Source organism: Flavobacterium suaedae (genome assembly GCF_014642915.1).
Classification (GTDB): Bacteria; Bacteroidota; Bacteroidia; order Flavobacteriales; family Flavobacteriaceae; genus Flavobacterium; species Flavobacterium suaedae.
Genome location: NZ_BMJE01000002.1, coordinates 401,262 through 425,060 on the forward strand (window position 1 = coordinate 401,262; position 23,799 = coordinate 425,060).

The window sequence follows — 23,799 nt, forward strand, 5'->3', positions numbered from 1 at the left end:
TAAAGAAATAAATTAAAATGGCAAGAGATTTAAAATACACAAGAAATATAGGGATTGCTGCTCACATTGACGCAGGTAAGACTACGACAACTGAGCGTATCCTTTTCTATACCGGTATGTCTCACAAGATAGGTGAGGTTCACGACGGTGCTGCTACCATGGACTGGATGGAGCAGGAGCAGGAAAGAGGTATTACTATTACTTCTGCTGCTACAACTTGTACGTGGAACTTCCCGATGGAGCAGGGGCAGATATTACCTGAATCTAAACCATACCACTTTAACATTATCGATACTCCGGGACACGTTGACTTTACAGTTGAGGTAAACCGTTCGTTAAGAGTGTTAGATGGTCTTGTATTCTTATTTAGTGCTGTTGATGGCGTTGAGCCACAATCAGAAACTAACTGGAGACTTGCGGATAACTACAAGGTGCCTCGTATGGGGTTTGTTAACAAAATGGACCGTCAGGGTTCTAACTTCCTTGCAGTATGTCAGCAGGTGAAAGACATGCTTAAGTCAAACGCTGTGCCTATCGTTCTTCCTATAGGAGACGAGGCTGACTTTACAGGTGTGGTTGATTTAATTAAAAACCAGGCAATAGTATGGCATGATGATAATTTCGGATCTACATTTGATGTTGTGCCAATTCCTGAAGACCTTGCAGATGAAGCTAAGCAATTAAGAGCTCAGCTTATCGAAGAAGTTGCTGCTTATGATGAAAATCTTCTTGAGAAATTCATGGAGGATGAAGATTCTATAACAGAAGAAGAAATCAACAACGCATTACGTAGAGCTACGATTGATATGGCTATTATACCAATGCTTTGTGGTTCTTCATTCAAAAATAAAGGAGTTCAGTTCATGCTGGATTCTGTTTGTAAATTCCTTCCTTCGCCACTTGATAAAGAAGCGATTGATGGTATTAACCCTGATACAGAAGAGCCTATTTCTCGTAAGCCTTCTGTAGAAGAGCCGTTTGCTGCTCTTGCATTTAAAATTGCTACTGACCCTTATGTTGGTCGTTTAGCATTCTTTAGAGCATATTCTGGTCGTCTTGATGCGGGCTCTTATGTTCTTAATACCCGTTCAGGTAATAAAGAGCGTATATCTCGTATCTATCAGATGCACTCAAATAAACAAAACCCAATTGAATTTATTGAAGCTGGGGATATTGGAGCTGCTGTTGGTTTTAAAGATATTAAAACGGGAGATACTCTTTGTAATGAGAAGCACCCGATAGTTCTTGAAAGTATGGTGTTCCCTGATCCGGTAATCGGTATCGCTATTGAGCCTAAAACTAAGGCGGATGTAGATAAAATGGGTATGGCGCTTGCTAAACTTGCAGAAGAGGATCCTACGTTTACAGTAAGAACTGACCATGCTTCCGGGCAAACTATTATCTCAGGTATGGGTGAGCTTCACTTAGATATACTTGTAGATCGTCTTAAACGTGAGTTTAAGGTAGAGGTTAACCAAGGTGAGCCACAAGTTGAGTACAAAGAAGCTGTTACACGTTCTGCTGATCATAGAGAAGTTTATAAGAAACAGTCTGGTGGTCGTGGTAAGTTTGCGGATATTGTATTTAAGATTGAGCCTGCTCAAGATGTAGATGGTAAGCCTGCTGTAGGACTTCAGTTTGTAAATGAAGTAAAAGGTGGTAATGTTCCTAAGGAATTTATCCCTGCAGTAGAAAAAGGTTTCAGAGATGCTATGAAATCAGGGCCTTTAGCTGGTTACGAAGTGGATAGCTTAAGAGTTACTTTATCAGATGGATCTTTCCACCCTGTGGATTCGGATGCACTTTCATTCGAATTGGCTGCTAAAATGGGTTACAAAGCTGCTGCTAAGGCTGCCGGTGCTGTAATTCTTGAGCCAATTATGAAGTTAGAAGTGTTAACGCCGGAAGAAAACATGGGTGATATTGTTGGTGACCTTAACAGAAGAAGAGGTCAGATAAACAGTATGGATGACAGATCAGGTTCTAAAGTAGTTAAAGCAGAAGTTCCACTTTCGGAAATGTTTGGTTATGTAACTACATTAAGAACGTTATCTTCAGGTAGAGCAACTTCTACAATGGAGTTCTCTCACTATGCTGAAACACCTTCTAATATTGCTGAAGAGGTGATTAAAAAAGCTATCGGAAACGCTTAATTTAAAAGAAAATGAGTCAGAAAATCAGAATAAAATTAAAATCATACGATCACAACCTTGTTGATAAATCATCAGAAAAGATCGTTAAAACAGTAAAGAGTACAGGTGCTGTAGTTACAGGTCCTATACCTTTACCTACAAACAAGAAGATTTTTACTGTATTACGTTCTCCACACGTAAACAAAAAATCAAGAGAGCAGTTTGAAGTAAGTTCATACAAAAGACTACTTGATATTTACAGTTCATCTTCAAAAACTATTGATGCACTAATGAAGTTAGAACTTCCTAGTGGTGTTGAAGTAGAAATAAAAGTGTGATAATATAAGAATAGAGTATAAAAGGATTGAGTATTGGGGGAACTCTTTACTCAATTCTTTATTCTCATATCTATAAGAAATTTATTTTTTTTAATTAATAATTATATATATGTCTGGGTTAATTGGTAGAAAAATTGGCATGACCAGTATTTTTGATGAGAACGGTAAAAATATACCGTGTACAGTAATCGAAGCTGGTCCATGTGTAGTTACCCAAGTCAGAACCAATGAGGTTGACGGGTATAAAGCGTTGCAACTTGGTTTCGATGACAAAGCAGAAAAGCATGTAGGTAAAGCGGCTGAAGGTCACTTTAAAAAAGCAGGTACTTCTGGTAAAAAGAGAGTCGTTGAATTCAAGTATTTTGAAGAAGAACATAACTTAGGTGATGTTTTAACTGTAGATCTTTTCAAAGAAGGAGAATTTGTAGATGTACAAGGAGTATCTAAAGGAAAAGGTTTCCAGGGTGTTGTAAAACGTCATGGCTTTGGTGGTGTAGGTCAAGCTACTCACGGTCAGCATAACCGTTTAAGAGCGCCTGGTTCTATTGGTGCGTCATCTTACCCTTCAAGAGTATTTAAAGGTATGCGTATGGCAGGTAGAACAGGAGGAGAAAATGTAACAGTACAAAACCTTACAGTTTTAAAAGTGGTGGCAGAGAAAAACCTTCTTGTAGTTAAAGGTGCTGTGCCGGGCCATAAAAACTCGTATGTAATCATTCAGAAGTAATGGAAGTAAAAGTATTAGATATCAACGGAAAAGAAACTGGCAGAACGGTTAACCTTTCTGATTCAGTATTTGCAATAGAGCCTAACAAGCATGCTGTATACCTTGATGTTAAGCAGTATCTTGCAAACCAAAGACAAGGTACTCATAAAGCTAAAGAAAGAGCTGAAATAACAGGAAGTACTCGTAAGATAAAGAAACAAAAGGGTACAGGTACAGCACGTGCCGGTAGTATAAAAAGCCCATTGTTTAAGGGTGGGGGTACTGTTTTTGGTCCTAGACCAAGAAGTTACTCTTTCAAACTTAACAAAAGTCTTAAGCGTTTAGCCAGAAAAACAGCGCTTACTTTAAAGGCGAAAGATTCTAATTTAGTGATTGTAGAAGATTTTAATTTTGATACCCCAAGTACTAAAAATTTCATTAATGTTTTGAAAGCTTTAGGGTTAGATAATAAAAAATCGCTATTTGTGTTGGGTGGTTCAAATAAAAACGTATATTTGTCGTCACGCAATTTAAAATCCTCTAGTGTTGTAACTGCTTCAGATTTAAACACTTACGCTTTAATGAAAGCGGATAGTTTAGTGCTTACTGAAGGTTCTGTAGAGGGAATTGTAGAAAATTTAAGCAAATAACATAAGTTATGAGTATTATAATTAAGCCTATCATCACTGAAAAAATGACCAAAGACGGAGAGATTTTTAACCGTTTTGGTTTTGTTGTTGATAAAAAAGCAAACAAAATCCAGATAAAAAATGCTGTTGAGGCTGCTTATGGGGTTTCGGTTGTTGATGTTAACACAATGAATTACAGAGCTGATAGATCTGTTAAATACACTAAGAGTGGTTTAATATCAGGAAAAACAAGTGCTTATAAAAAAGCAGTTGTTCAGGTACAGGAAGGTGAAACAATAGATTTTTATAATAATATCTAATAGAAAATGTCAGTTAGAAAATTAAAACCTATTACCCCGGGTCAGCGTTTTAGAGTTGTAAATAGCTTTGACACTATTACAACTGATAAGCCGGAGCGTTCATTACTCGCACCGAAAAAAAACTCAGGAGGTAGAAATAGTCAAGGAAAAATGACCATGCGTTATGTAGGCGGTGGTCACAAGAAAAGGTATCGTATCGTTGATTTTAAAAGAGCTAAAACAGGTGTTGAGGCTACTGTTAAAACAATTGAATATGATCCAAACCGTTCAGCGTTTATTTCTCTTGTAGAGTATGCTGATGGTGAAAAAACTTACATTGTAGCTCAAAACGGGTTACAAGTAGGTCAAACTGTAGTTTCAGGAGAGGATGCAATGCCGGAAATCGGTAATGCTTTACCTTTAAGTAAAATTCCTTTGGGAACTGTTATATCTTGTATTGAGCTACGTCCTGGTCAAGGTGCTGTAATTGCACGTAGTGCCGGTACTTTTGCTCAGTTAATGGCGAGAGACGGTAAGTATGCTACAATTAAAATGCCTTCTGGAGAAACAAGGTTAATCCTTTTAACATGTAAGGCTACAATTGGTGCAGTGTCTAACTCAGATCATCAGTTAGTAGTATCTGGTAAAGCAGGTAGATCTAGATGGTTAGGTAGAAGACCAAGAACAAGACCAGTAGCGATGAACCCGATAGATCACCCAATGGGTGGTGGTGAAGGACGTTCTACAGGTGGTCACCCACGCTCTAGAAAAGGTCTTCCGGCTAAAGGTTACAGGACTCGTTCTAAAGTTAACCCGAGTAATAAGTATATTATAGAACGTAGAAAAAAATAATTGATTAAGATATGGCACGTTCATTAAAAAAAGGACCTTACGTTCACTATAAATTAGAGAAAAAAGTTCAAGAAAATGTAGAGAAGGGTAATAAATCAGTTGTTAAGACTTGGTCTCGTGCATCTATGATTACCCCTGATTTTGTTGGGCAGACTATTGCAGTACATAACGGACGCCAGTTTGTTCCTGTATATGTTACTGAGAATATGGTAGGTCATAAACTAGGAGAATTTTCACCAACAAGATCTTTTAGAGGTCACGCAGGTGCAAAAAATAAAGGTAAAAAATAATAAGAAGCTATGGGAGTTCGAAAAAAAGAAAGAGCGAATCAGATAAAAGAAGCTAAAAAGCATGTTGCTTTTGCTAAGCTTAATAACTGCCCAACTTCGCCGCGTAAAATGCGTATAGTTGCAGATTTGGTAAGAGGACAAAAAGTAGAAACGGCTCTTAATATATTAAAGTTTAACAGTAAAGAGGCTTCTCGTAAACTGGAAAAACTTTTGCTTTCAGCTATTAATAACTGGCAGCAAAAGAATGCTGAAGAGAGCTTGGAAGATGCTGGTCTTTTTGTGAAAGAGATAAGAGTTGATGGTGGTGCTATGCTAAAAAGACTTAGACCAGCTCCTCAAGGTCGTGCACACAGAATTAGAAAGCGTTCTAACCACGTAACAATCGTGCTTGGAGCTATTAACAATAATACACAAAGCAATTAATAAACAGTATGGGACAGAAGACAAATCCAATAGGGAATCGCCTTGGTATCATAAGAGGATGGGACTCAAACTGGTATGGTGGAAATGATTACGGTGATAAACTTGCCGAGGATCATAAAATCAGAAAGTACATCCATGCTCGTTTATCAAAAGCGAGTGTATCAAAAGTAATTATCGAGAGAACTCTTAAGCTTGTAACCGTTACTATCACCACAGCTCGTCCTGGTATCATTATTGGTAAAGGCGGTCAGGAGGTAGACAGGCTAAAAGAAGAACTTAAGAAAATTACTGACAAGGAAGTTCAGATTAATATTTTCGAAATTAAAAGACCGGAACTTGATGCTAACCTTGTTGCAGCTAGCGTTGCTCGTCAAATTGAAAACAGAATTTCATACAGAAGAGCAATAAAAATGGCTATTGCAGCTGCAATGCGTATGAATGCAGAAGGAATCAAAATTATGATTTCTGGTCGTTTAAACGGTGCTGAAATGGCACGTTCGGAGATGTTTAAAGATGGTAGAATACCTTTGTCAACTTTCAGAGCGGACATTGATTATGCACTTGCAGAAGCACATACTACTTATGGTAGAATGGGTATAAAAGTGTGGATCATGAAAGGTGAGGTTTACGGTAAGAGAGATCTTTCTCCGTTAGTTGGTATGGATAAGAAATCCAAATCATCAGGATCTCGAGATGGAAGACCGGGAGGTCGTGACGGTAGATCTAACCGAAGCAAAAGAAAGTAATTATTTTAAACTAAAGAAGACATGTTACAGCCGAAAAGAACAAAATACCGTAAGGTACAGAAAGGTAGAATGAAAGGAGTGTCTGGAAGAGGACACCAACTTTCTAATGGTATGTTTGGTATAAAATCTTTAGATGCGTCTTTTATTAATTCCCGTCAAATCGAGGCTGCTCGTATTGCAGCAACTCGTTATATGAAAAGGGAAGGTCAATTGTGGATTAAAATATTCCCGGATAAGCCTATTACTAAAAAGCCTTTAGAGGTACGTATGGGTAAAGGTAAGGGTGCAGTTGAATACTGGGCTGCAGTTGTAAAACCAGGAAGAATTATATTTGAAGTAGGTGGAGTACCCATGGCTGTTGCTAAAGAAGCATTACGCCTTGCTGCACAAAAACTTCCTGTAAGAACTAAGTTTATTATCGCCAGAGATTTTGAGGCATAATTCAACGATATTATGAAACAATCAGAAATAAAAGATCTATCTGCAGCTGAGTTACAAGATAAACTTGGTGAATTAAGAAAGACATATGCCGATCTAAAATCAGCTCACGCTATATCTCCAATAGATAACCCATTACAGATAAGAACTGTAAGAAGATCTATAGCAAGAGTAGCGACTGAGTTAAGCAAACGAGAATTGCAATAATTGTATTCTAGCTGAAAGATGGAAAAAAGAAATTTAAGAAAAGAACGTGTAGGTGTAGTAACGAGCAACAAAATGGTTAAATCCATAGTTGTATCTGAAACTAAAAAGATAAAACACCCACTATATGGTAAGTTCGTGTTAAAAACTAAGAAATATGTTGCGCACGACGAAAAAAATGACTGCAATATTGGAGACACTGTGAGGATTATGGAAACTCGTCCTCTAAGTAAATCTAAATGTTGGAGATTAGTAGAAATCATTGAAAGAGCGAAGTAATTATGGTACAACAGGAATCCAGATTAAAAGTAGCAGACAACACCGGGGCTAAAGAAGTTTTAGCGATCCGTGTGTTAGGAGGGACTAAGAGACGTTATGCCTCTGTTGGAGATAAAATTGTAGTTTCAGTAAAAGATGCTGCGCCTAACGGAAACGTTAAAAAGGGTACAGTTTCTACTGCAGTTGTTGTTCGTACCAGAAAAGAGGTAAGAAGAGCGGATGGCTCATACATCAGATTTGATGACAATGCTTGTGTATTGTTAAATGCAGCTGGTGAAATGAGAGGAACTCGTGTTTTCGGTCCTGTAGCAAGAGAACTTCGTGAAAAACAATTCATGAAAATTGTATCATTAGCACCTGAAGTGCTTTAATCGATTAAAGATATGATAAAGCTAAAGATAAAATCAGGAGACACAGTAAAAGTTATCGCAGGAAACAATAAAGGTTCTGAAGGTACAGTAGTACGTGTTCTTCGTGAAAAAAACAAAGCGATCGTTGAAGGTGTGAACATGGTAAGTAAGCATACTAAGCCAAGTGCACAAAGCCCTCAAGGTGGTATAGTTAAGAAAGAAGCTCCTATCCATATTTCTAATCTTGCACTTGTAGACCCTAAAACAAAGGAGACTACAAAGGTAGGTGTTAGAGTAGAAGGAGATAAGAAAGTGAGATTTTCAAAAAAATCTAATCAAGTTTTATAGTGATGGCTTATATACCAAGATTAAAAAGTGAATATAAAGAGCGTGTAATAAGTGCTCTTACGGAAGAATTTGGCTATAAAAACGTAATGATGGTTCCTAAACTGGAAAAAATCGTTTTAAGCCGTGGAGTTGGAGCCGCTGTATCAGATAAAAAGTTGATTGATTACGCAGTAGATGAGTTAACAAAAGTTACTGGTCAAAAAGCAGTACCTACTATTTCTAAGAAAGACGTTGCGTCATTCAAATTAAGAAAAGGTATGCCTATCGGAGCTAAAGTTACTCTTCGTGGAGAGAGAATGTATGAGTTTTTAGATAGACTTATTACAGTATCGTTACCACGAGTAAGAGATTTTAACGGTATTAAAGCTACCGGTTTTGACGGAAGAGGTAATTATAACCTAGGTGTGACTGAACAAATCATTTTCCCTGAAATTGATATTGATAAAGTTAACAAAATATCAGGTTTAGATATTACATTTGTAACTTCTGCTGCTACTGATAAAGAAGCAAAGTCGTTATTGGCTGAATTAGGATTACCTTTTAAAAAGAATTAAGATATGGCTAAAGAATCAATGAAAGCCCGCGAGGCAAAAAGAGAGGCACTGGTTGCTAAATATGCTGAAAAAAGAAAAGCTTTAAAAGAAGCTGGAGATTATGAAGCATTACAAAAGCTTCCTAAAAATGCTTCTCCTGTACGTCTGCACAATCGTTGTAAGCTTACAGGAAGGCCAAGAGGGTATATGCGTCAATTCGGTATTTCACGTGTAACATTCCGTGAAATGGCAAACCAAGGATTGATACCGGGAGTTAAAAAGTCAAGTTGGTAATTAAGATTAAAAGGTAAAAAAATGTACACAGATCCTATAGCAGATTTTTTGACCAGGGTAAGAAATGCAGTTAGAGCAAACCATAAAGTGGTTGAAGTACCTGCATCTAACCTGAAAAAAGAAATCACAAAGATTTTATTTGATCAGGGATATATTTTAAGTTACAAATTTGATGATAGCTCTGTACAGGGTACAATCAAAATAGCTCTTAAGTATGATAAAGATACTAAAGAGCCTGTAATTAAAGATATCCAGAGAATTAGTAAACCAGGTTTACGTAAATATGCAGGTTCAGCTAACCTACCAAGAATCCTTAACGGATTAGGTATTGCTATTGTTTCTACATCAAAAGGATTGATGACTGGTAAGCAAGCTAAGCAACTTAATGTAGGTGGTGAAGTAATTTGCTACGTATACTAATATTTAAAGACTTATACGATGTCAAGAATAGGTAAAAGTCCAATTACAATACCAGCGGATGTAACTGTAGAAGTTAACGGTGATGTTGTTAAGGTAAAAGGAAAAAAAGGAGAGCTTACTCAAGAAATATCTGATGTTACTGTAAGCGTTGAAGATGGTAAGGTTACTGTAGAAAGACCATCTGAGAGTAAGGAACATCGCGCTAAGCACGGTTTATACAGATCTCTTATTAATAATATGATTATTGGTGTTTCTGAAGGATTCACTAAGCAATTAGAGTTAGTAGGGGTAGGTTTCAGAGCGTCTAACCAAGGGCAGAAACTTGATATAGCATTAGGTTTCTCTCATAATATTGTTTTAGACATAGCTCCTGAAGTTACTGTGGAAACTATATCTGAGAAGGGTAAGAACCCTATAGTGAAATTAACTTCGCACGATAAGCAGCTTGTAGGACAAGTAGCGGCTAAAATCCGTTCTTTCCGTAAGCCTGAACCATACAAAGGAAAAGGTGTTAAGTTTGTAGGTGAAGTAATAAGAAGAAAAGCAGGTAAATCAGCATAAAAGTAAAAGCTATGTCATTAAAAAAATCTGAAAGAAGACAAAGAATTAAGTTCAGAATCAGAAAGATTGTAAGCGGTACTGCTGATAGACCAAGACTTTCTGTTTTTAGAAGTAATAAAGAAATCTATGCCCAAATCATAGACGATGTTAATGGTGTAACGTTAGTAGCAGCTTCTTCGAGAGAAAAAGAAATTACTAAAGGTACTAATGTTGAAACTGCGTCAGCTGTAGGTAAGCTTGTTGCAGAGAGAGCAAAAAGTGCTGGTATTGAAACTGTTTCTTTTGACAGAGGCGGTTACCTTTACCACGGACGTATTAAATCATTAGCAGAAGGTGCTAGAGAAGGCGGACTTAAATTCTAAAAAAAATTATGTATCATAATTATAAAAACGTAGAACTAGTAAAACCAAGCGGACTTGAACTTAAAGACCGTTTGGTTGCTGTAAATCGTGTTACTAAAGTTACAAAAGGTGGTCGTGCTTTTGGTTTTTCTGCTATTGTTGTAGTAGGAGATGAAAATGGTGTTGTAGGTCACGGACTTGGAAAGTCTAAAGACGTTTCAGAAGCCATTGCAAAAGCTGTAGAAGACGCTAAGAAGAACTTGGTAAGAATACCGCTTTCAGGACAGTCTGTTCCGCATGAGCAAAAGGGTAAATTTGGTGGTGCACGTGTACTATTAATGCCTGCTTCTCACGGTACCGGAGTTATTGCCGGTGGTGCGGTACGTTCAGTACTTGAATCAGTAGGTATACACGATGTATTATCAAAATCTCAGGGTTCATCAAACCCTCACAATGTTGTTAAAGCTACTTTTGATGCTTTATTACAAATGAGAAGTGCTGTTGATGTTGCAAAACAAAGAGGTATTTCTTTAGATAAAGTATTTAAAGGTTAATTCAAGGAAATTATGGGAAAGATAAAAGTAAAACAAGTAAGGAGTCAAATAAACTGCCCTAAAACCCAAAAACTTACATTAGAGTCTTTAGGACTACGTAAGTTAGGACAGGTTGTTGAGCATGAAGCTTCTCCTTCTATCCTTGGAATGGTAAACAAAGTTAAACACTTGGTTTCTGTAGAGGAGACTAACTAATAAATACAGAAATGGATTTAAGTAACTTACAACCGGCTGAAGGTTCAGTTCATAATAAGAACAAAAGAGTAGGTAGAGGAGAAGGTTCTGGTCGCGGTGGAACATCAACACGTGGTCATAAAGGAGCTAAGTCTCGTTCAGGATACTCTAAGAAAATAGGTTTTGAAGGTGGTCAAATGCCATTACAAAGACGTGTTCCTAAGTTTGGTTTTAAAAATATCAACCGTAAGGAGTATGCAGGTGTAAATCTAGACACACTTCAAACCCTTGTGGATAATGGAGTTATTACTGATACTGTTGATTTTTCAGTATTTGTAGAAAACCGCCTGGCTACTAAAAATGAACAGGTAAAGATTTTAGGAAGAGGGGAGCTTAAGGCAAAACTAAAAGTAACTGCTCACAAATTTACTGCTACTGCAAAAGCTGCTATTGAAGCTGCCGGAGGAGAGGCTGTAACTTTATAATCTTTATAAAAATGAAGAAATTTTTCGAAGCGTTTATCAATGTCTGGAAGATTGAGGAACTAAAAAACAGAATTTTAGTAACTCTGGGATTATTACTTGTGTACCGTTTTGGTGCACACGTAACACTTCCGGGTGTTGATGCAACAAAATTAAACAGCTTAACAGATCAAGCTCAAGAAGGTATAGGGTGGCTTATTGATGTATTTACAGGTGGAGCGTTTTCGCAAGCATCTATATTTGCATTAGGTATTATGCCTTATATCTCTGCATCCATTGTAGTGCAGTTAATGGGTATTGCAATACCTTATTTACAAAAATTGCAGAAAGAGGGAGAGAGTGGAAGAAAGAAAATAAATCAGATAACAAGGTGGCTAACTATACTAATAACTTTAGTACAAGGTCCAGGTTATATATACAACTTATATAGAACCTTACCTGGAGACGCTTTCTTATTACCATCTGATTCATTCCCATTCCTTTTCTCATCTGTAGTTATACTTACTACAGGGACTATATTTGCTATGTGGCTGGGTGAAAAAATTACTGATAAAGGTATTGGTAATGGTATTTCACTATTAATTTTGGTAGGTATTATTGCGAGAATGCCTCAGGCATTTATACAAGAATTTGGTACTGTGGTAACCAACAATAATGGTGGTCCTTTAGTACTGGTTCTGGAAATAGTTGCATGGCTATTAGTTATTGTAACTTGTATATTGCTTATTATGGCAGTGCGTAAAATTCCTGTACAGTACGCAAGGCGTACAGCTTCAGGTGAGTTTGAGCGAGATGCTATTGATGGCAACAGACAGTGGATACCTTTAAAGTTAAACGCTTCGGGAGTTATGCCAATTATATTTGCTCAGGCTATTATGTTTATTCCTGCTGCTTTGGCAGGTTTATCAGAGTCTGATACTGCTCAAACAATAACTGCACAGTTCCAAAATGTGTTTGGTTTAGCCTATAATTTGGTCTTTGCACTGTTAATCATAATTTTTACGTACTTTTACACCGCAATTACGGTTCCTACCAATAAAATGGCTGATGACCTTAAGAGAAGTGGTGGGTTTATTCCTGGTGTTAGACCAGGAGTCGAGACAGGAGACTATTTAGATAGAATCATGTCACTAATAACATTCCCTGGATCTTTATTCCTTGCTATAATAGCAGTTTTACCTGCAATAGCAGTAAGTTTCGGAATACAATCACAGTGGGCGTTATTTTATGGTGGTACATCATTGTTAATTATGGTTGGAGTTGCAATTGATACTATTCAGCAAATCAATTCATACTTGTTGAATAGACATTATGATGGATTAATGAAAAGTGGTAAAAATAGAAAAGCAGTAGCTTAATAGTTTTATGGCAAAACAAGCAGCAATTGAACAAGACGGGTCAATTATAGAAGCATTGTCAAATGCAATGTTCCGTGTAGAATTAGAAAACGGGCATATAGTTATAGCTCATATTTCCGGTAAGATGCGTATGCACTATATTAAGTTGTTACCTGGTGATAAGGTAAAGCTGGAAATGAGTCCTTATGATTTGTCCAAAGCAAGAATTACATACAGATATTAAAGAGCTATTTAAGATGAAAGTAAGAGCATCAGTAAAGAAAAGAAGTGCCGACTGCATTGTAGTACGCAGAAAAGGCAGGATATACGTTATTAATAAAAAGAATCCTAGATTTAAACAAAGACAAGGATAATTATGGCGAGAATTGCAGGGGTAGATGTCCCAAAAAACAAGAGAGGAATTATCGCTTTAACCTACATCTTCGGTATTGGTAAAAGCAGAGCTAAAGATATTCTGGAAAAAGCACAAGTTAGCGAGGACAAAAAAGTTAACGAATGGAATGACGATGAAATAAGCGCTATTCGTGATGCAGTTTCTTACTACAAGATAGAAGGTGAACTTCGTTCAGAAATTTCATTAAACATTAAGCGTTTAATGGATATAGGTTGTTACAGAGGTATAAGACACAGAGCTGGTTTACCACTTAGAGGTCAACGTACTAAAAACAATTCAAGAACAAGAAAAGGTAAGAGAAAAACTGTTGCTAACAAGAAAAAAGCAACTAAATAATAAGTAGTTAGTATGGCTAAAGCGAGTACAAAAAAGCGTAAGGTTGTTGTAGAATCAACAGGAGAGGCTCATGTATCTGCAACTTTTAATAACATAATAATTTCACTTACTAACAAAAAAGGTGAAGTTATTTCTTGGTCTTCTGCTGGTAAAATGGGCTTTAGAGGTTCTAAAAAGAACACTCCATATGCTGCCCAAATGGCTGCTGAAGATTGTAGTAAAGTTGCTATTGAAGCTGGACTTAAAAAAGTAAAAGTTTACGTTAAGGGTCCAGGTAACGGTAGAGAGTCTGCTATAAGATCTTTACACAACGGAGGTATAGAAGTAACAGAAATTATTGATGTTACTCCACTACCACATAACGGATGTCGTCCTCCGAAAAGAAGAAGAGTTTAATTTATTTTATAGTATAACCAAAAGTGGGAGTAAAGGATTATCGGAGGATGAGACCTGAATTCATAGTCCCCTGCTTATTAATTTTTAGAAATGGCAAGATATACTGGTCCTAAAACTAAAATCGCTCGTAAATTTGGCGAGGCGATTTTCGGAGATGACAAGTCTTTCGAAAAAAGAAATTACCCTCCTGGGCAGCATGGGAATGCTCGTAGAAGAGGTAAAAAATCAGAATACGCTATCCAGTTAATGGAGAAGCAAAAAGCTAAATACATATATGGTGTTCTTGAAAAACAATTCAGAAATCTATATGAAAAAGCAGCAGCTACAAAAGGTGTAACAGGTGAGGTTCTTTTACAATTATGTGAAGCCAGACTTGATAATGTAGTTTACAGAATGGGTATTGCTCCTTCAAGAAGAGCAGCAAGACAAATTGTTTCTCACAGACACGTTACTGTAAATGGAGAAATTGTAAATATACCATCATACCACCTTAAGCCGGGAGATAAAGTAGCTGTTCGTGAGAAATCAAAATCTCTTGACGCTATTGAACGTTCTTTATCTAATTCATCTCAAGTTTACGAATGGATTACTTGGAATAACGAAACTAAAGAAGGTACTTTTGTTTCAGTTCCTGCAAGAATACAAATTCCTGAAAATATAAAAGAACAACTTATTGTTGAGTTGTATAACAAATAAAAATTCACATTAGTCGTAATATGGCATTATTTAATTTTCAAAAGCCCGATAAAGTTATCATGATCGATTCTACTGATTTCGAGGGGAAATTCGAATTTCGTCCTTTGGAACCAGGTTATGGATTGACTGTTGGTAATGCACTAAGAAGAGTTTTGCTTTCTTCATTGGAAGGTTATGCAATTACTTCTGTTCGCATTGAAGGAGTAGAACATGAATTTTCTACAATTCCCGGGGTTGTTGAAGATGTTACAGAAATAATTCTTAACTTAAAACAAGTTCGTTTTAAGCGCCAAATAGAAGACATAGATAACGAATCTGTTACTGTTTCTTTTACAGGAAAAGACCAGCTTACAGCAGGTGATTTCCAAAAGTTCATCTCAGGCTTCCAGGTATTAAACCCTGAGCTTGTTATCTGTAACATGGACAGCAGCATTAATATTAACCTTGAACTTACTATTGAGAAAGGTAGAGGCTATGTTCCGGCAGAAGAAAATAAAAAGCAGAACGCACCAATAGGTACAATTTTTACAGACTCTATTTATACTCCTGTAAAAAATGTAAAATATACAATAGAAAACTTCCGTGTAGAGCAGAAGACTGACTATGAAAAGTTAGTTTTTGAGATTATCACTGATGGTTCTATTCACCCTAAGGATGCACTTACTGAGGCAGCTAAAACGCTTATACACCACTTTATGCTGTTCTCTGATGAAAGAATTACACTTGAGGCCGATGAAATTGCACAAACAGAATCATATGACGAAGAGTCATTACATATGAGACAATTGCTTAAAACTAAGCTTGTTGATATGGATCTTTCTGTTAGAGCGCTTAACTGTCTGAAAGCGGCTGAAGTTGATACACTTGGAGATCTTGTATCTTTCAACAAAAATGACTTAATGAAGTTCCGTAACTTCGGTAAAAAGTCGCTTACAGAGCTTGATGAGCTTGTAGCTTCTAAAAGCCTTCACTTCGGGATGGATCTAAGCAAATATAAATTAGATAAAGAATAATCTGAATCATTTTTTTGATTCACATTACTGATAGCAATGAGACACGGTAAAAAAGTAAATCACTTAGGCAGAAAGCGCGGGCACAGAAAAGCTATGCTTGCGAATATGGCCTGTTCACTTATAGAGCATAAGCGCATCAACACTACTGTTGCTAAGGCGAAAGCACTTAAGCAATTTGTTGAGCCTTTAATCACAAAGTCTAAAGAGGATACAACTCATAACAGACGTGTAGTTTTTTCATACCTTAAAAATAAGTATGCTATTACTGAACTTTTCAGAGAGGTAGCTGATAAGGTTGGAGATCGTCCTGGAGGATATACAAGAATTATTAAGCTTGGTAATCGTCTTGGTGATAACGCTGATATGGCTATGATTGAGCTTGTAGACTTTAACGAACTATACAACGTTACTAAGAAAGAAGCTAAAAAATCTACTCGTCGTGGTAGATCTAAAAAAGCTTCTAACGCTGAGGCGACTGCAGAAACTACTGCACCTGCTGCACCGGAAACAGATAACGAAGAAAATAAGGAAGCTACTGAATAATTATGCTACAACTTATTTTTCAATAAATATTATAAAAAAGGATAAACTGTTTAGTTTGTCCTTTTTTTTTACCATGTTGCTAAGTAACTATAATATAAAAATGCTGTCATTTTTAGTAATAGATTTTTAGTAACAATTTTTTAAAGTAAATTTGCACGCAACACAACAACAAAACAGATAATGAAATATTCTAACAGAAAAGAGGCTGTACTACTTTTAGCCGATGGGACTATTTTTTACGGAAAATCTATAGGAATTGAAGGAACAACATTTGGCGAAGTGTGTTTTAACACAGGTATGACAGGGTATCAGGAAATTTTTACCGATCCTTCTTACTTCGGACAGATAATGGTAACTTCTAATCCTCATATTGGTAACTATGGTACCAACGAAGAAGAGGTAGAGGCAGATAAAGTAATGATTTCGGGATTGGTTTGTAAAAACTTTAGCTTTAATCATTCAAGAGTTAACTCTACCCAGAGTTTAAAAGAATATTTTGAAACAAACAATCTGGTTGCTATTTCTGATGTTGATACAAGAGCACTAGTAAGCTACATTCGTGATAATGGAGCTATGAATGCTGCTATATCAACAGATGGTACTTCTATAGAAGATTTGAAAAAGCGATTGGCAGAGGTGCCTGATATGAAAGGACTGGAACTTGCCTCTAAAGTTTCTACAAAAGAGCCTTATTTTGTAGGTAATCCTGATGCTAAATATAAAATATCAGCTCTTGATTTAGGTATAAAGAAAAATATTCTTCGCAACCTTGCTAAAAGAGATTGTTATATAAAGGTATTCCCTTATGATGCAAGCTATGAAGATTTAAAAAGTTTTGAGCCTGACGGGTACTTCCTTTCTAACGGTCCCGGTGACCCGGCTCCGCTTATCGTAGCACAGGAAACAGCTAAAAAGATATTAGCTGAAAATGAACCTGTCTTCGGTATTTGTTTAGGGCATCAGGTATTAGCACTTGCTAATGGTGTATCTACTTATAAAATGTTTAATGGGCACAGAGGTATAAATCACCCGGTAAAGAACCTATTAACAGGAGAAGGAGAAATAACATCTCAAAACCACGGTTTCGCAGTAGTACGTGAAGATTTAGAAAAACATCCTGAATTAGAGATTACTCATGAGCATGTAAACGATCATACTGTGGCGGGAATGAGAATGAAAAATAAAAACTGTTTCTCGGTACAATATCACCCTGAAGCCGGTCCCGGTCCACACGATGCAAGCTATCTTTTTGATACGTTTATAGAAAATATTGAGAAATCTAAATAACAGGAATAAAAATAGTGCTAATTAAAACGTTTGCGTTTATAAGTTTTTGTGAATTAGCATAATTGGTATGTTAAAATATATAAATTTGTTTTTATATAAAAAATCGACCAAAAAATAATAAAATCAAAACTCATGAGTATTATAATTAAAGTACACGCAAGACAGATACTTGATTCACGCGGAAATCCTACTGTTGAAGTAGATGTAATTACCGAAAACGGAATACTGGGAAGAGCTGCTGTTCCTTCAGGAGCTTCAACAGGAGAGCACGAAGCTGTAGAGCTGCGTGATGGTGGAAATGCTTATATGGGTAAAGGAGTTGCTAAAGCTATTGAGAATGTAAATACTATTATTGCAGATGAGCTTGTAGGAACTTCAGTATTTGAGCAAAATGCTGTCGATATGCTAATGATTCAGCTTGACGGTACTCCAAATAAATCAAAACTGGGTGCAAATGCTATTTTAGGTGTATCACTTGCTGTTGCAAAAGCTGCCGCTAATGAATTAGGTATGCCGTTATACCGCTACGTAGGTGGTGTATCTGCAAATACACTCCCTGTACCAATGATGAACATCATTAACGGAGGTTCACATTCTGATGCTCCTATTGCATTTCAGGAGTTTATGATTATGCCTGTAAAAGCTGAGAACTTTACGCATGCAATGCAAATAGGTACAGAGATTTTCCATAATCTTAAAAAAGTACTTCACGGCAGAAATTTAAGTACTGCTGTAGGTGATGAAGGTGGTTTTGCGCCAACACTTGATGGTACTGAGGATGCTCTTGATACTATTAAGCAAGCTGTAGAAAATGCAGGTTATAAATTTGGTGAAGAAGTAATGATTGCTCTTGACTGTGCTTCTGCTGAGTTTTATGTAGACGGAAAATATAACTATGCTAAATTTGAAGGCGATACAGGTGTGGTAAGAACATCTAAAGAACAGGCAGAATATCTTGCTGAACTTGCTTCAAAATACCCTATTGTTTCTATTGAAGACGGTATGGATGAAAATGACTGGGAAGGATGGCAATATCTTACAGAGCTTATAGGTGACAAAGTGCAACTTGTAGGAGATGACCTTTTTGTTACTAATGTAGAGCGTCTTTCTACAGGTATAGAAAAAGGTATTGCGAACTCCATACTTATCAAGGTAAACCAAATAGGTACATTAACTGAAACTATTGCTGCTGTAAACATGGCACACAATGCAGGTTATACATCAGTAATGTCACACCGTTCAGGAGAAACTGAAGATAATACTATTGCAGACCTTGCAGTGGCATTAAACACAGGGCAAATAAAAACAGGTTCGGCTTCACGTAGTGACCGTATGGCTAAATACAACCAGTTATTAAGAATAGAAGAAGAATTAGGCGGAGTAGCTTATTTTCCGGGAATGAATGCTTTTAAAGTAAAGTAATAATAAATTCCTTATCATAATATAAAAAAGTAAACCCTGCCGATTGGCAGGGTTTACTTTTTTATAGTGCTCAAATTCTAACTCATAAACTTCAAATTCTAAACTATATGCTATTCCTAGTACTAATATTATAACTTTGTTGAGTTATAACGTATGGCTTATGAGGAGTACAAGTTTATTATTAATGCTGTTGACCTTGTTGTTGGCAAATACTGCGACGGCACAAAACAAAGTGGTTGATAGTTTATTTACAGAACTGGATAAAGCTAATACTATAAAAAAGAAAGTACGCCTATATAATTTAATAGCAGCAGAATATACCAGTATAGACCCTGTAAAACTGGAAGAATATGCTACTAAAGCATTAGAACTTGCGAAACAGGAGGAAGATTTAAAAGTAGAACAAACTGACTCCTGGCTTAACTTGGGTAATGCTAATATAATGCAGAGTGATTACCCTGAAGCATTAAAATGTTTTACTAATGCACAGTATATACTGGAAAATCTTATAGCATCGCAAGAGGAGAAAAATCAGCGTTTGTATGATGATTTGGCAAGTATATACGGTAGTATAGGTGTAGTGTTTTCAGAGCAAAATAACTATTCCAGAGCATTGGAGTATTATTTTAAATCCTTAAATATTTATCAGGAAACCGATCAGGATTATATCGTAGCAGTACTCTACAACAACTTGGGTATTGTCTATAAAAGCCTGAAAGAATATGAAAAAGCACTGGAATATTTTAAAAAAGCACTTACACTTCAAAAAGAAATAGAAGATTACGAAAGTGTTGCTATAACTACTACTAATATTGGTAATGTGTATTTAGCACAGGGTAATAATACAGATGCTCTTAGCTACTATAAAAAAGCAGAAGAAGCACTGCAAGAATATGGTAACAAGCGTGCACTTGGAGAGCTTTATAACAGTTATGGAAATTATTATACGAAGAAAAATAATTTTATAAAAGCTGAAGAATATTATAAAAAAGCACTGGATATATTTAACGAAACAGGCGAAAAATACGGCGCTTCTGCAAGTTTAGATTATTTAGGCAACCTGTATGCTGATAAAGGCGATAAACAGCAGGCATTGCAATATTTAAATCAGGCAGTGGCTTATGCTGTTGAAATAGATGTGCAGGAACAGATACGTGATTCTGAGAAAAAGATAAGTGAGCTTTATGAGAAATCGGGAGAATATAAAAATGCTTTAGAACACTATAAAAACTATATTGCTGCAAAAGACAGCATAAACAACGCTGAACATATAAAGAACATGGTTCGTGAAGAAATGAACTATGAAATGGAAAGGAGAGAAGCAGAGCAAAAAATAGAAGCTGAAAAACGTGAGGCTATATATAAGGAGCAAGCCGTGCGCCACAGGCAGCAAATGCTATTTGCAGCAATAGCATTAGTATTACTTTTTATTATTGCTTTTGTGTTTTATAACAGGTTACAACTTAAAAAAACACTTACCCTGCAACGTGATTTAGCAGAGTACGAACAAAAAGCATTACACTTGCAAATGAATCCGCACTTTGTGTTTAACTGTTTGGGTTCTATTTCCAGTTTTATAGTGCAAAACGGTAAGGATTCAGCCATAAAATACCTTTCAAAATTCAGTAAGCTCATGAGGCTTACATTGGAATATTCAAAAGAATCGCTTATTCCTATAGATAAGGAAATTGAAGGCTTGCAAAATTATTTAGAGTTAGAGCAACTACGCTTTAACCAAATGTTCGATTTTTCTATCAGTAAAGATCCTAATATAGAAGATGATATGGCAATTCCGCCATTGTTATTACAACCTTTTGTAGAAAATGCTATTATACACGGTATTATACCTAAAAAAGAAAAAGGATTTATTACCATTGATTTTAAACTGGAAGCTGAAAAACTGGTATGTACTGTAATGGATAATGGTATCGGTTTTTCTAAGTCCAAAAAAATGAAAGAAAACTCAGTTACTGTACATAAATCTATGGCGTTGGAAATAACCCGTAAACGTTTGGAAGTAATACAGGCATTTACAGCAAAAACGTCTCAAGTAGCTATTTCGGAATTACATAATACTGAAGGTGAGGTTACAGGAACTAAAATAATATTAAATTTACCTATACAATACGTGTCTAAATAATTATGATAACAGCTTTACTTATAGATGATGACAGTAATTTAAGGAATGGTATGAAGGGGCTGCTGTCAATGTATGCGCCTGATATTTCTATACTGGGAGAGGCAGATAGTGTAAAATCAGGCATTGAAGCTATTGAAGAGCATCAGCCGGATGTAGTGTTTTTGGATATTCAACTGGGCGATGGTACCGGTTTTGATATACTGGAGCAAATAATGCTTAAAAAGGGTAGTATAAATACCCATGTAGTATTTATAACAGCACATGAAGAATATGCTGTAAAAGCTTTTAGGTTTAGTGCGCTGGATTATCTTTTAAAACCGGTAGACCCTGAAGATTTACATGCCGTTATAGAAAAAATAAAAAAAGTACTTGCAAATAACGAGACATTTGCCCATATAGATTTATTGCTGGAAAACATCAGTAAAAAAGTAGATAAATTTAAGCGAATAGCGCTATCTACAGCTGAGGGTATTCATTTATTTGAAGTTAGTGATATTATAAGATTGGAGTCTCAGGATAATTATACTAAATTTTATATTCAGAATAATAAACCTGTTTTAATATCTAAAACCCTTAAAGAATATGAAGATTTACTTTCAGAACAAGGGTTTGAACGGATACACCAGTCGCATTTAATAAACCTTGCCTATTTAAGGTCTTATATTAAAAAAGATGGGGGGTATGCTGTAATGGCAGATGGTAGCCATTTACCTATTTCGCAACGAAAAAAAGAACGATTGCAGGAGTTATTACGCTCATTGTAAACATAAAATAAAAAATTGCCTACTTTTGTTAGTCAACCATCATAAAATTAAATGGTTATGAAAAAGATTTTACCGGTTTTATTTATATTATTATCTGCTGTAGCTTCGGCACAAATAGTTAATATACCCGACGCCAACTTTAAAAATAAACTGCTTGATGCTAATACTGTAAATAATATTGCTTTTAATAGTGATAATGAGCCTATGGTTATAGATATTAATGGAGATTACGAAATACAGGTTTCGGAAGCAGAAGCAGTATGGAGTCTTGATTTATATTATTCAGGAATAAACTCATTACAAGGTATAGAGGAGTTTGTAAATCTTAGATCATTAGTATGCTCATCTAATGCAATAACAAATTTACCGCTGGGAAATCTTGTAAATCTTGAAAGTATTGACTGTTCTAATACAGGAATAACAGCGCTTGATTTAAGCGAAGCCCCAAACTTAGCCAGCTTTACTGTAGATAACTGTGCAGCCTTACAGCATATAAATATAAAAAACGGAGCTTTTTTAGTATCTCCTGAACTTTGTACAGCGAGTAATACAAATAATTTAACCTATATATGTATAGACGAAAATGAAGAAACTGTTTTAACAGGTTGGTTTACAAGTTTAATCCAAAATACATATTGTAGTTTCACTCCGGGAGGAGACTATAATACTATAAATGGAGCAGTCTCTTTTGATTTAGATAATAACGGATGCGATGCTTCTGATGGAGTACAGGCTTTTGTTAAACTAAATATAAACGATGGCACAAATGAGTATTCAGTATTTACAAATACAGCAGGAGAGTATAATTACTATACAGGTGCCGGTAACTATACTGTAACACCCTCTTTTGAAAATGAAACCTCTTTTACTATTTCACCTGCTTCAGGAGCAGCAAACTTTCCTGTAGTAGATAATTCTGTTTCAACTCATAACTTTTGTATTACCCCGGCAGGTACACAAAATGATATTGAGGTAATAATGGAGCCTATTACACAAGCACAACCGGGACAAAATGTTACGTATAAAATAGTATATAAAAATATAGGTAACACTACTGCATCGGGTAGTGTGAGCTGTAACTGGGATGCAGACTTACTTGAGTATGTTTATATAAACCCTATGGCAGATGTTATTGGTACAGGTACTTATACCTGGAATTATACAGATTTAAAACCTCTTGAGAACAGAGAGATAACAATGATATTAAATGTAAATAATACTATAAGTGTAGGAGATGTAATGCCGTTTAGTGCTTCGGGAGATGTTGCAGGGGGAGATGCAAACCCATCTGATAATTATTTTGAATTAGACCAAAGGGTAGTAAGTACATATAACTTTAATAATATAACTTGTATACAGGGTGAAACAGTACCATCTGAAAATATAGGAGAGTATTTACATTATGTAGTTACATTTACAAATACAGGAATATCTGATGCTGATAATATAGTTGTGAGGCATCAACTGGATGAATCTCAATTTGATTTAAGTACATTGCAACTTATAAATAGTTCGCACGATGTACAAGCAAGAGTGGAAGAGGGAATAGCAGAATTTATTTTTAAAGATGTTACTATGGCTACAGAAGACCATGGTAATATCCTGTTTAAAGTAAAAACACGTCCAAGCCTTATGGTTAACGATGTAGTTACTAATTCGGCAGAGATTTTCTTCGACTATAATGAGCCTTTAACTACAAATAATGCTAACACAACATTTGAGACATTAAAAGCAAATGTATATCAACTTGACAAGTCAGTTAAATTATACCCTAACCCTGCTAAAAATAAAGTGCAGGTATCGGCTGATACACAAATAAACACTATTGAAGTGTTTGATATACAAGGTAGGTTGTTATATAGTATTCCGGCAGGAAGCAGCGAACATGAAATTGATATGTCAAAACGTTCTTCAGGAATCTATTTTGTAAGAATTATCACAGAATTTGGCAGTACCGTTGAGAAGTTGGTTATAGAATAATTTTTATTGATAGTACTATAAATTTAAAAAATCATCAAAAGTCAATAGTATAATGCTATTGACTTTTGTTATATAGG

35 protein-coding genes are annotated in these 23,799 nt (G+C 35.9%); all 35 read left to right on the top strand.

All coding sequences use genetic code 11. The features are described from left to right. The first annotated feature begins 17 nt into the window (after positions 1-17). The 35 genes from fusA (at position 18) to IEW45_RS04935 (ending at position 23,722) form a co-directional block, all read left to right on the top strand. Complete coding sequence (fusA, locus tag IEW45_RS04765) at positions 18-2,153, top strand: elongation factor G (protein ID WP_188620085.1); 2,136 nt, start codon at positions 18-20, stop codon at positions 2,151-2,153. Between the two features lie 11 nt (positions 2,154-2,164). Continuing rightward, complete coding sequence (gene rpsJ / locus IEW45_RS04770) at positions 2,165-2,470, top strand: 30S ribosomal protein S10 (protein WP_188620086.1); 306 nt, start codon at positions 2,165-2,167, stop codon at positions 2,468-2,470. Between the two features lie 109 nt (positions 2,471-2,579). Then, positions 2,580-3,197 carry a 50S ribosomal protein L3 gene (gene rplC / locus IEW45_RS04775; protein WP_188620087.1) on the top strand — a complete coding sequence of 206 codons (618 nt, stop codon included), beginning with the start codon at positions 2,580-2,582 and terminating at the stop codon, positions 3,195-3,197. Beyond that, positions 3,197-3,826, top strand: coding sequence for a 50S ribosomal protein L4 (gene rplD, locus IEW45_RS04780; RefSeq protein ID WP_188620088.1), 630 nt, complete (start codon positions 3,197-3,199; stop codon positions 3,824-3,826). The genes rplC and rplD overlap by 1 nt, the downstream gene beginning before the upstream one ends. A gap of 8 nt (positions 3,827-3,834) precedes the next feature. Continuing rightward, the gene (gene rplW, locus IEW45_RS04785) at positions 3,835-4,125 is read left to right on the top strand and encodes a 50S ribosomal protein L23 (RefSeq protein ID WP_188620089.1); all 291 of its coding nucleotides are present in this window, start codon (positions 3,835-3,837) and stop codon (positions 4,123-4,125) included. A gap of 6 nt (positions 4,126-4,131) precedes the next feature. Then, positions 4,132-4,956 carry a 50S ribosomal protein L2 gene (gene rplB / locus IEW45_RS04790; protein ID WP_188620090.1) on the top strand — a complete coding sequence of 275 codons (825 nt, stop codon included), beginning with the start codon at positions 4,132-4,134 and terminating at the stop codon, positions 4,954-4,956. Positions 4,957-4,967: 11 nt separating this feature from the next. Beyond that, positions 4,968-5,246, top strand: coding sequence for a 30S ribosomal protein S19 (gene rpsS / locus IEW45_RS04795; RefSeq protein ID WP_188620091.1), 279 nt, complete (start codon positions 4,968-4,970; stop codon positions 5,244-5,246). 9 nt (positions 5,247-5,255) lie between these two features. Beyond that, positions 5,256-5,669: a 50S ribosomal protein L22 gene (rplV, locus tag IEW45_RS04800; protein WP_188620092.1), complete on the top strand. Its 414-nt coding sequence runs from the start codon at positions 5,256-5,258 to the stop codon at positions 5,667-5,669. A gap of 8 nt (positions 5,670-5,677) precedes the next feature. Further along, positions 5,678-6,415 carry a 30S ribosomal protein S3 gene (gene rpsC, locus IEW45_RS04805; RefSeq protein WP_188620093.1) on the top strand — a complete coding sequence of 246 codons (738 nt, stop codon included), beginning with the start codon at positions 5,678-5,680 and terminating at the stop codon, positions 6,413-6,415. A 21-nt stretch (positions 6,416-6,436) separates the two neighbouring features. Next, positions 6,437-6,856, top strand: a complete 420-nt coding sequence (gene rplP / locus IEW45_RS04810; protein WP_188620094.1) for a 50S ribosomal protein L16 — start codon at positions 6,437-6,439, stop codon at positions 6,854-6,856. Between the two features lie 12 nt (positions 6,857-6,868). After that, positions 6,869-7,060: a 50S ribosomal protein L29 gene (rpmC, locus tag IEW45_RS04815; protein WP_188620095.1), complete on the top strand. Its 192-nt coding sequence runs from the start codon at positions 6,869-6,871 to the stop codon at positions 7,058-7,060. Positions 7,061-7,078: 18 nt separating this feature from the next. Then, a complete protein-coding gene (rpsQ, locus tag IEW45_RS04820; protein WP_188620096.1) occupies positions 7,079-7,336 on the top strand; it encodes a 30S ribosomal protein S17 in 258 nt (85 codons plus the stop codon). 2 nt (positions 7,337-7,338) lie between these two features. Then, positions 7,339-7,707: a 50S ribosomal protein L14 gene (gene rplN / locus IEW45_RS04825; RefSeq protein WP_188620097.1), complete on the top strand. Its 369-nt coding sequence runs from the start codon at positions 7,339-7,341 to the stop codon at positions 7,705-7,707. A gap of 12 nt (positions 7,708-7,719) precedes the next feature. After that, positions 7,720-8,034 carry a 50S ribosomal protein L24 gene (gene rplX, locus IEW45_RS04830; RefSeq protein ID WP_188620098.1) on the top strand — a complete coding sequence of 105 codons (315 nt, stop codon included), beginning with the start codon at positions 7,720-7,722 and terminating at the stop codon, positions 8,032-8,034. 2 nt (positions 8,035-8,036) lie between these two features. Continuing rightward, positions 8,037-8,588, top strand: coding sequence for a 50S ribosomal protein L5 (gene rplE, locus IEW45_RS04835; protein WP_188620099.1), 552 nt, complete (start codon positions 8,037-8,039; stop codon positions 8,586-8,588). A gap of 3 nt (positions 8,589-8,591) precedes the next feature. After that, positions 8,592-8,861, top strand: a complete 270-nt coding sequence (gene rpsN, locus IEW45_RS04840) for a 30S ribosomal protein S14 (RefSeq protein WP_109568501.1) — start codon at positions 8,592-8,594, stop codon at positions 8,859-8,861. A 21-nt stretch (positions 8,862-8,882) separates the two neighbouring features. Beyond that, entirely contained in the window at positions 8,883-9,281 is a 399-nt protein-coding gene (rpsH, locus tag IEW45_RS04845; RefSeq protein ID WP_188620100.1) for a 30S ribosomal protein S8, read from the top strand. Between the two features lie 18 nt (positions 9,282-9,299). Then, positions 9,300-9,842, top strand: coding sequence for a 50S ribosomal protein L6 (gene rplF / locus IEW45_RS04850; RefSeq protein WP_188620101.1), 543 nt, complete (start codon positions 9,300-9,302; stop codon positions 9,840-9,842). An 11-nt stretch (positions 9,843-9,853) separates the two neighbouring features. After that, entirely contained in the window at positions 9,854-10,204 is a 351-nt protein-coding gene (gene rplR / locus IEW45_RS04855) for a 50S ribosomal protein L18 (RefSeq protein ID WP_188620102.1), read from the top strand. An 8-nt stretch (positions 10,205-10,212) separates the two neighbouring features. Next, a complete protein-coding gene (gene rpsE / locus IEW45_RS04860) occupies positions 10,213-10,737 on the top strand; it encodes a 30S ribosomal protein S5 (RefSeq protein ID WP_188620103.1) in 525 nt (174 codons plus the stop codon). Between the two features lie 12 nt (positions 10,738-10,749). Continuing rightward, a complete protein-coding gene (gene rpmD, locus IEW45_RS04865; protein ID WP_188620104.1) occupies positions 10,750-10,932 on the top strand; it encodes a 50S ribosomal protein L30 in 183 nt (60 codons plus the stop codon). 11 nt (positions 10,933-10,943) lie between these two features. Beyond that, positions 10,944-11,396, top strand: coding sequence for a 50S ribosomal protein L15 (rplO, locus tag IEW45_RS04870; RefSeq protein ID WP_188620105.1), 453 nt, complete (start codon positions 10,944-10,946; stop codon positions 11,394-11,396). 11 nt (positions 11,397-11,407) lie between these two features. Continuing rightward, a complete protein-coding gene (gene secY, locus IEW45_RS04875; protein WP_188620106.1) occupies positions 11,408-12,751 on the top strand; it encodes a preprotein translocase subunit SecY in 1,344 nt (447 codons plus the stop codon). Between the two features lie 7 nt (positions 12,752-12,758). Continuing rightward, positions 12,759-12,974: a translation initiation factor IF-1 gene (gene infA / locus IEW45_RS04880; RefSeq protein WP_108369278.1), complete on the top strand. Its 216-nt coding sequence runs from the start codon at positions 12,759-12,761 to the stop codon at positions 12,972-12,974. Positions 12,975-12,987: 13 nt separating this feature from the next. Further along, on the top strand, positions 12,988-13,104 hold the full coding sequence (gene ykgO, locus IEW45_RS04885; protein ID WP_188620107.1) for a type B 50S ribosomal protein L36: 117 nt from the start codon (positions 12,988-12,990) through the stop codon (positions 13,102-13,104). 2 nt (positions 13,105-13,106) lie between these two features. Then, entirely contained in the window at positions 13,107-13,481 is a 375-nt protein-coding gene (gene rpsM / locus IEW45_RS04890; protein ID WP_188620108.1) for a 30S ribosomal protein S13, read from the top strand. 12 nt (positions 13,482-13,493) lie between these two features. Beyond that, positions 13,494-13,877, top strand: a complete 384-nt coding sequence (rpsK, locus tag IEW45_RS04895) for a 30S ribosomal protein S11 (RefSeq protein WP_188620109.1) — start codon at positions 13,494-13,496, stop codon at positions 13,875-13,877. Positions 13,878-13,967: 90 nt separating this feature from the next. Then, positions 13,968-14,573, top strand: coding sequence for a 30S ribosomal protein S4 (gene rpsD / locus IEW45_RS04900; RefSeq protein ID WP_188620110.1), 606 nt, complete (start codon positions 13,968-13,970; stop codon positions 14,571-14,573). Positions 14,574-14,593: 20 nt separating this feature from the next. Next, positions 14,594-15,586, top strand: a complete 993-nt coding sequence (locus IEW45_RS04905) for a DNA-directed RNA polymerase subunit alpha (RefSeq protein ID WP_188620111.1) — start codon at positions 14,594-14,596, stop codon at positions 15,584-15,586. 36 nt (positions 15,587-15,622) lie between these two features. Further along, positions 15,623-16,129, top strand: coding sequence for a 50S ribosomal protein L17 (rplQ, locus tag IEW45_RS04910; RefSeq protein WP_188620112.1), 507 nt, complete (start codon positions 15,623-15,625; stop codon positions 16,127-16,129). Between the two features lie 180 nt (positions 16,130-16,309). Then, entirely contained in the window at positions 16,310-17,416 is a 1,107-nt protein-coding gene (carA, locus tag IEW45_RS04915; RefSeq protein ID WP_188620113.1) for a glutamine-hydrolyzing carbamoyl-phosphate synthase small subunit, read from the top strand. A 132-nt stretch (positions 17,417-17,548) separates the two neighbouring features. Next, positions 17,549-18,838 (top strand): phosphopyruvate hydratase, encoded by a 1,290-nt coding sequence (eno, locus tag IEW45_RS04920; RefSeq protein WP_188620114.1) that lies wholly within the window; start codon positions 17,549-17,551, stop codon positions 18,836-18,838. A gap of 160 nt (positions 18,839-18,998) precedes the next feature. Next, positions 18,999-20,978 carry a tetratricopeptide repeat protein gene (locus tag IEW45_RS04925; RefSeq protein ID WP_188620115.1) on the top strand — a complete coding sequence of 660 codons (1,980 nt, stop codon included), beginning with the start codon at positions 18,999-19,001 and terminating at the stop codon, positions 20,976-20,978. Between the two features lie 2 nt (positions 20,979-20,980). Next, on the top strand, positions 20,981-21,742 hold the full coding sequence (locus tag IEW45_RS04930; RefSeq protein WP_188620116.1) for a LytR/AlgR family response regulator transcription factor: 762 nt from the start codon (positions 20,981-20,983) through the stop codon (positions 21,740-21,742). A 57-nt stretch (positions 21,743-21,799) separates the two neighbouring features. Continuing rightward, complete coding sequence (locus tag IEW45_RS04935) at positions 21,800-23,722, top strand: DUF7619 domain-containing protein (RefSeq protein ID WP_188620117.1); 1,923 nt, start codon at positions 21,800-21,802, stop codon at positions 23,720-23,722. Positions 23,723-23,799: the final 77 nt, after the last annotated feature.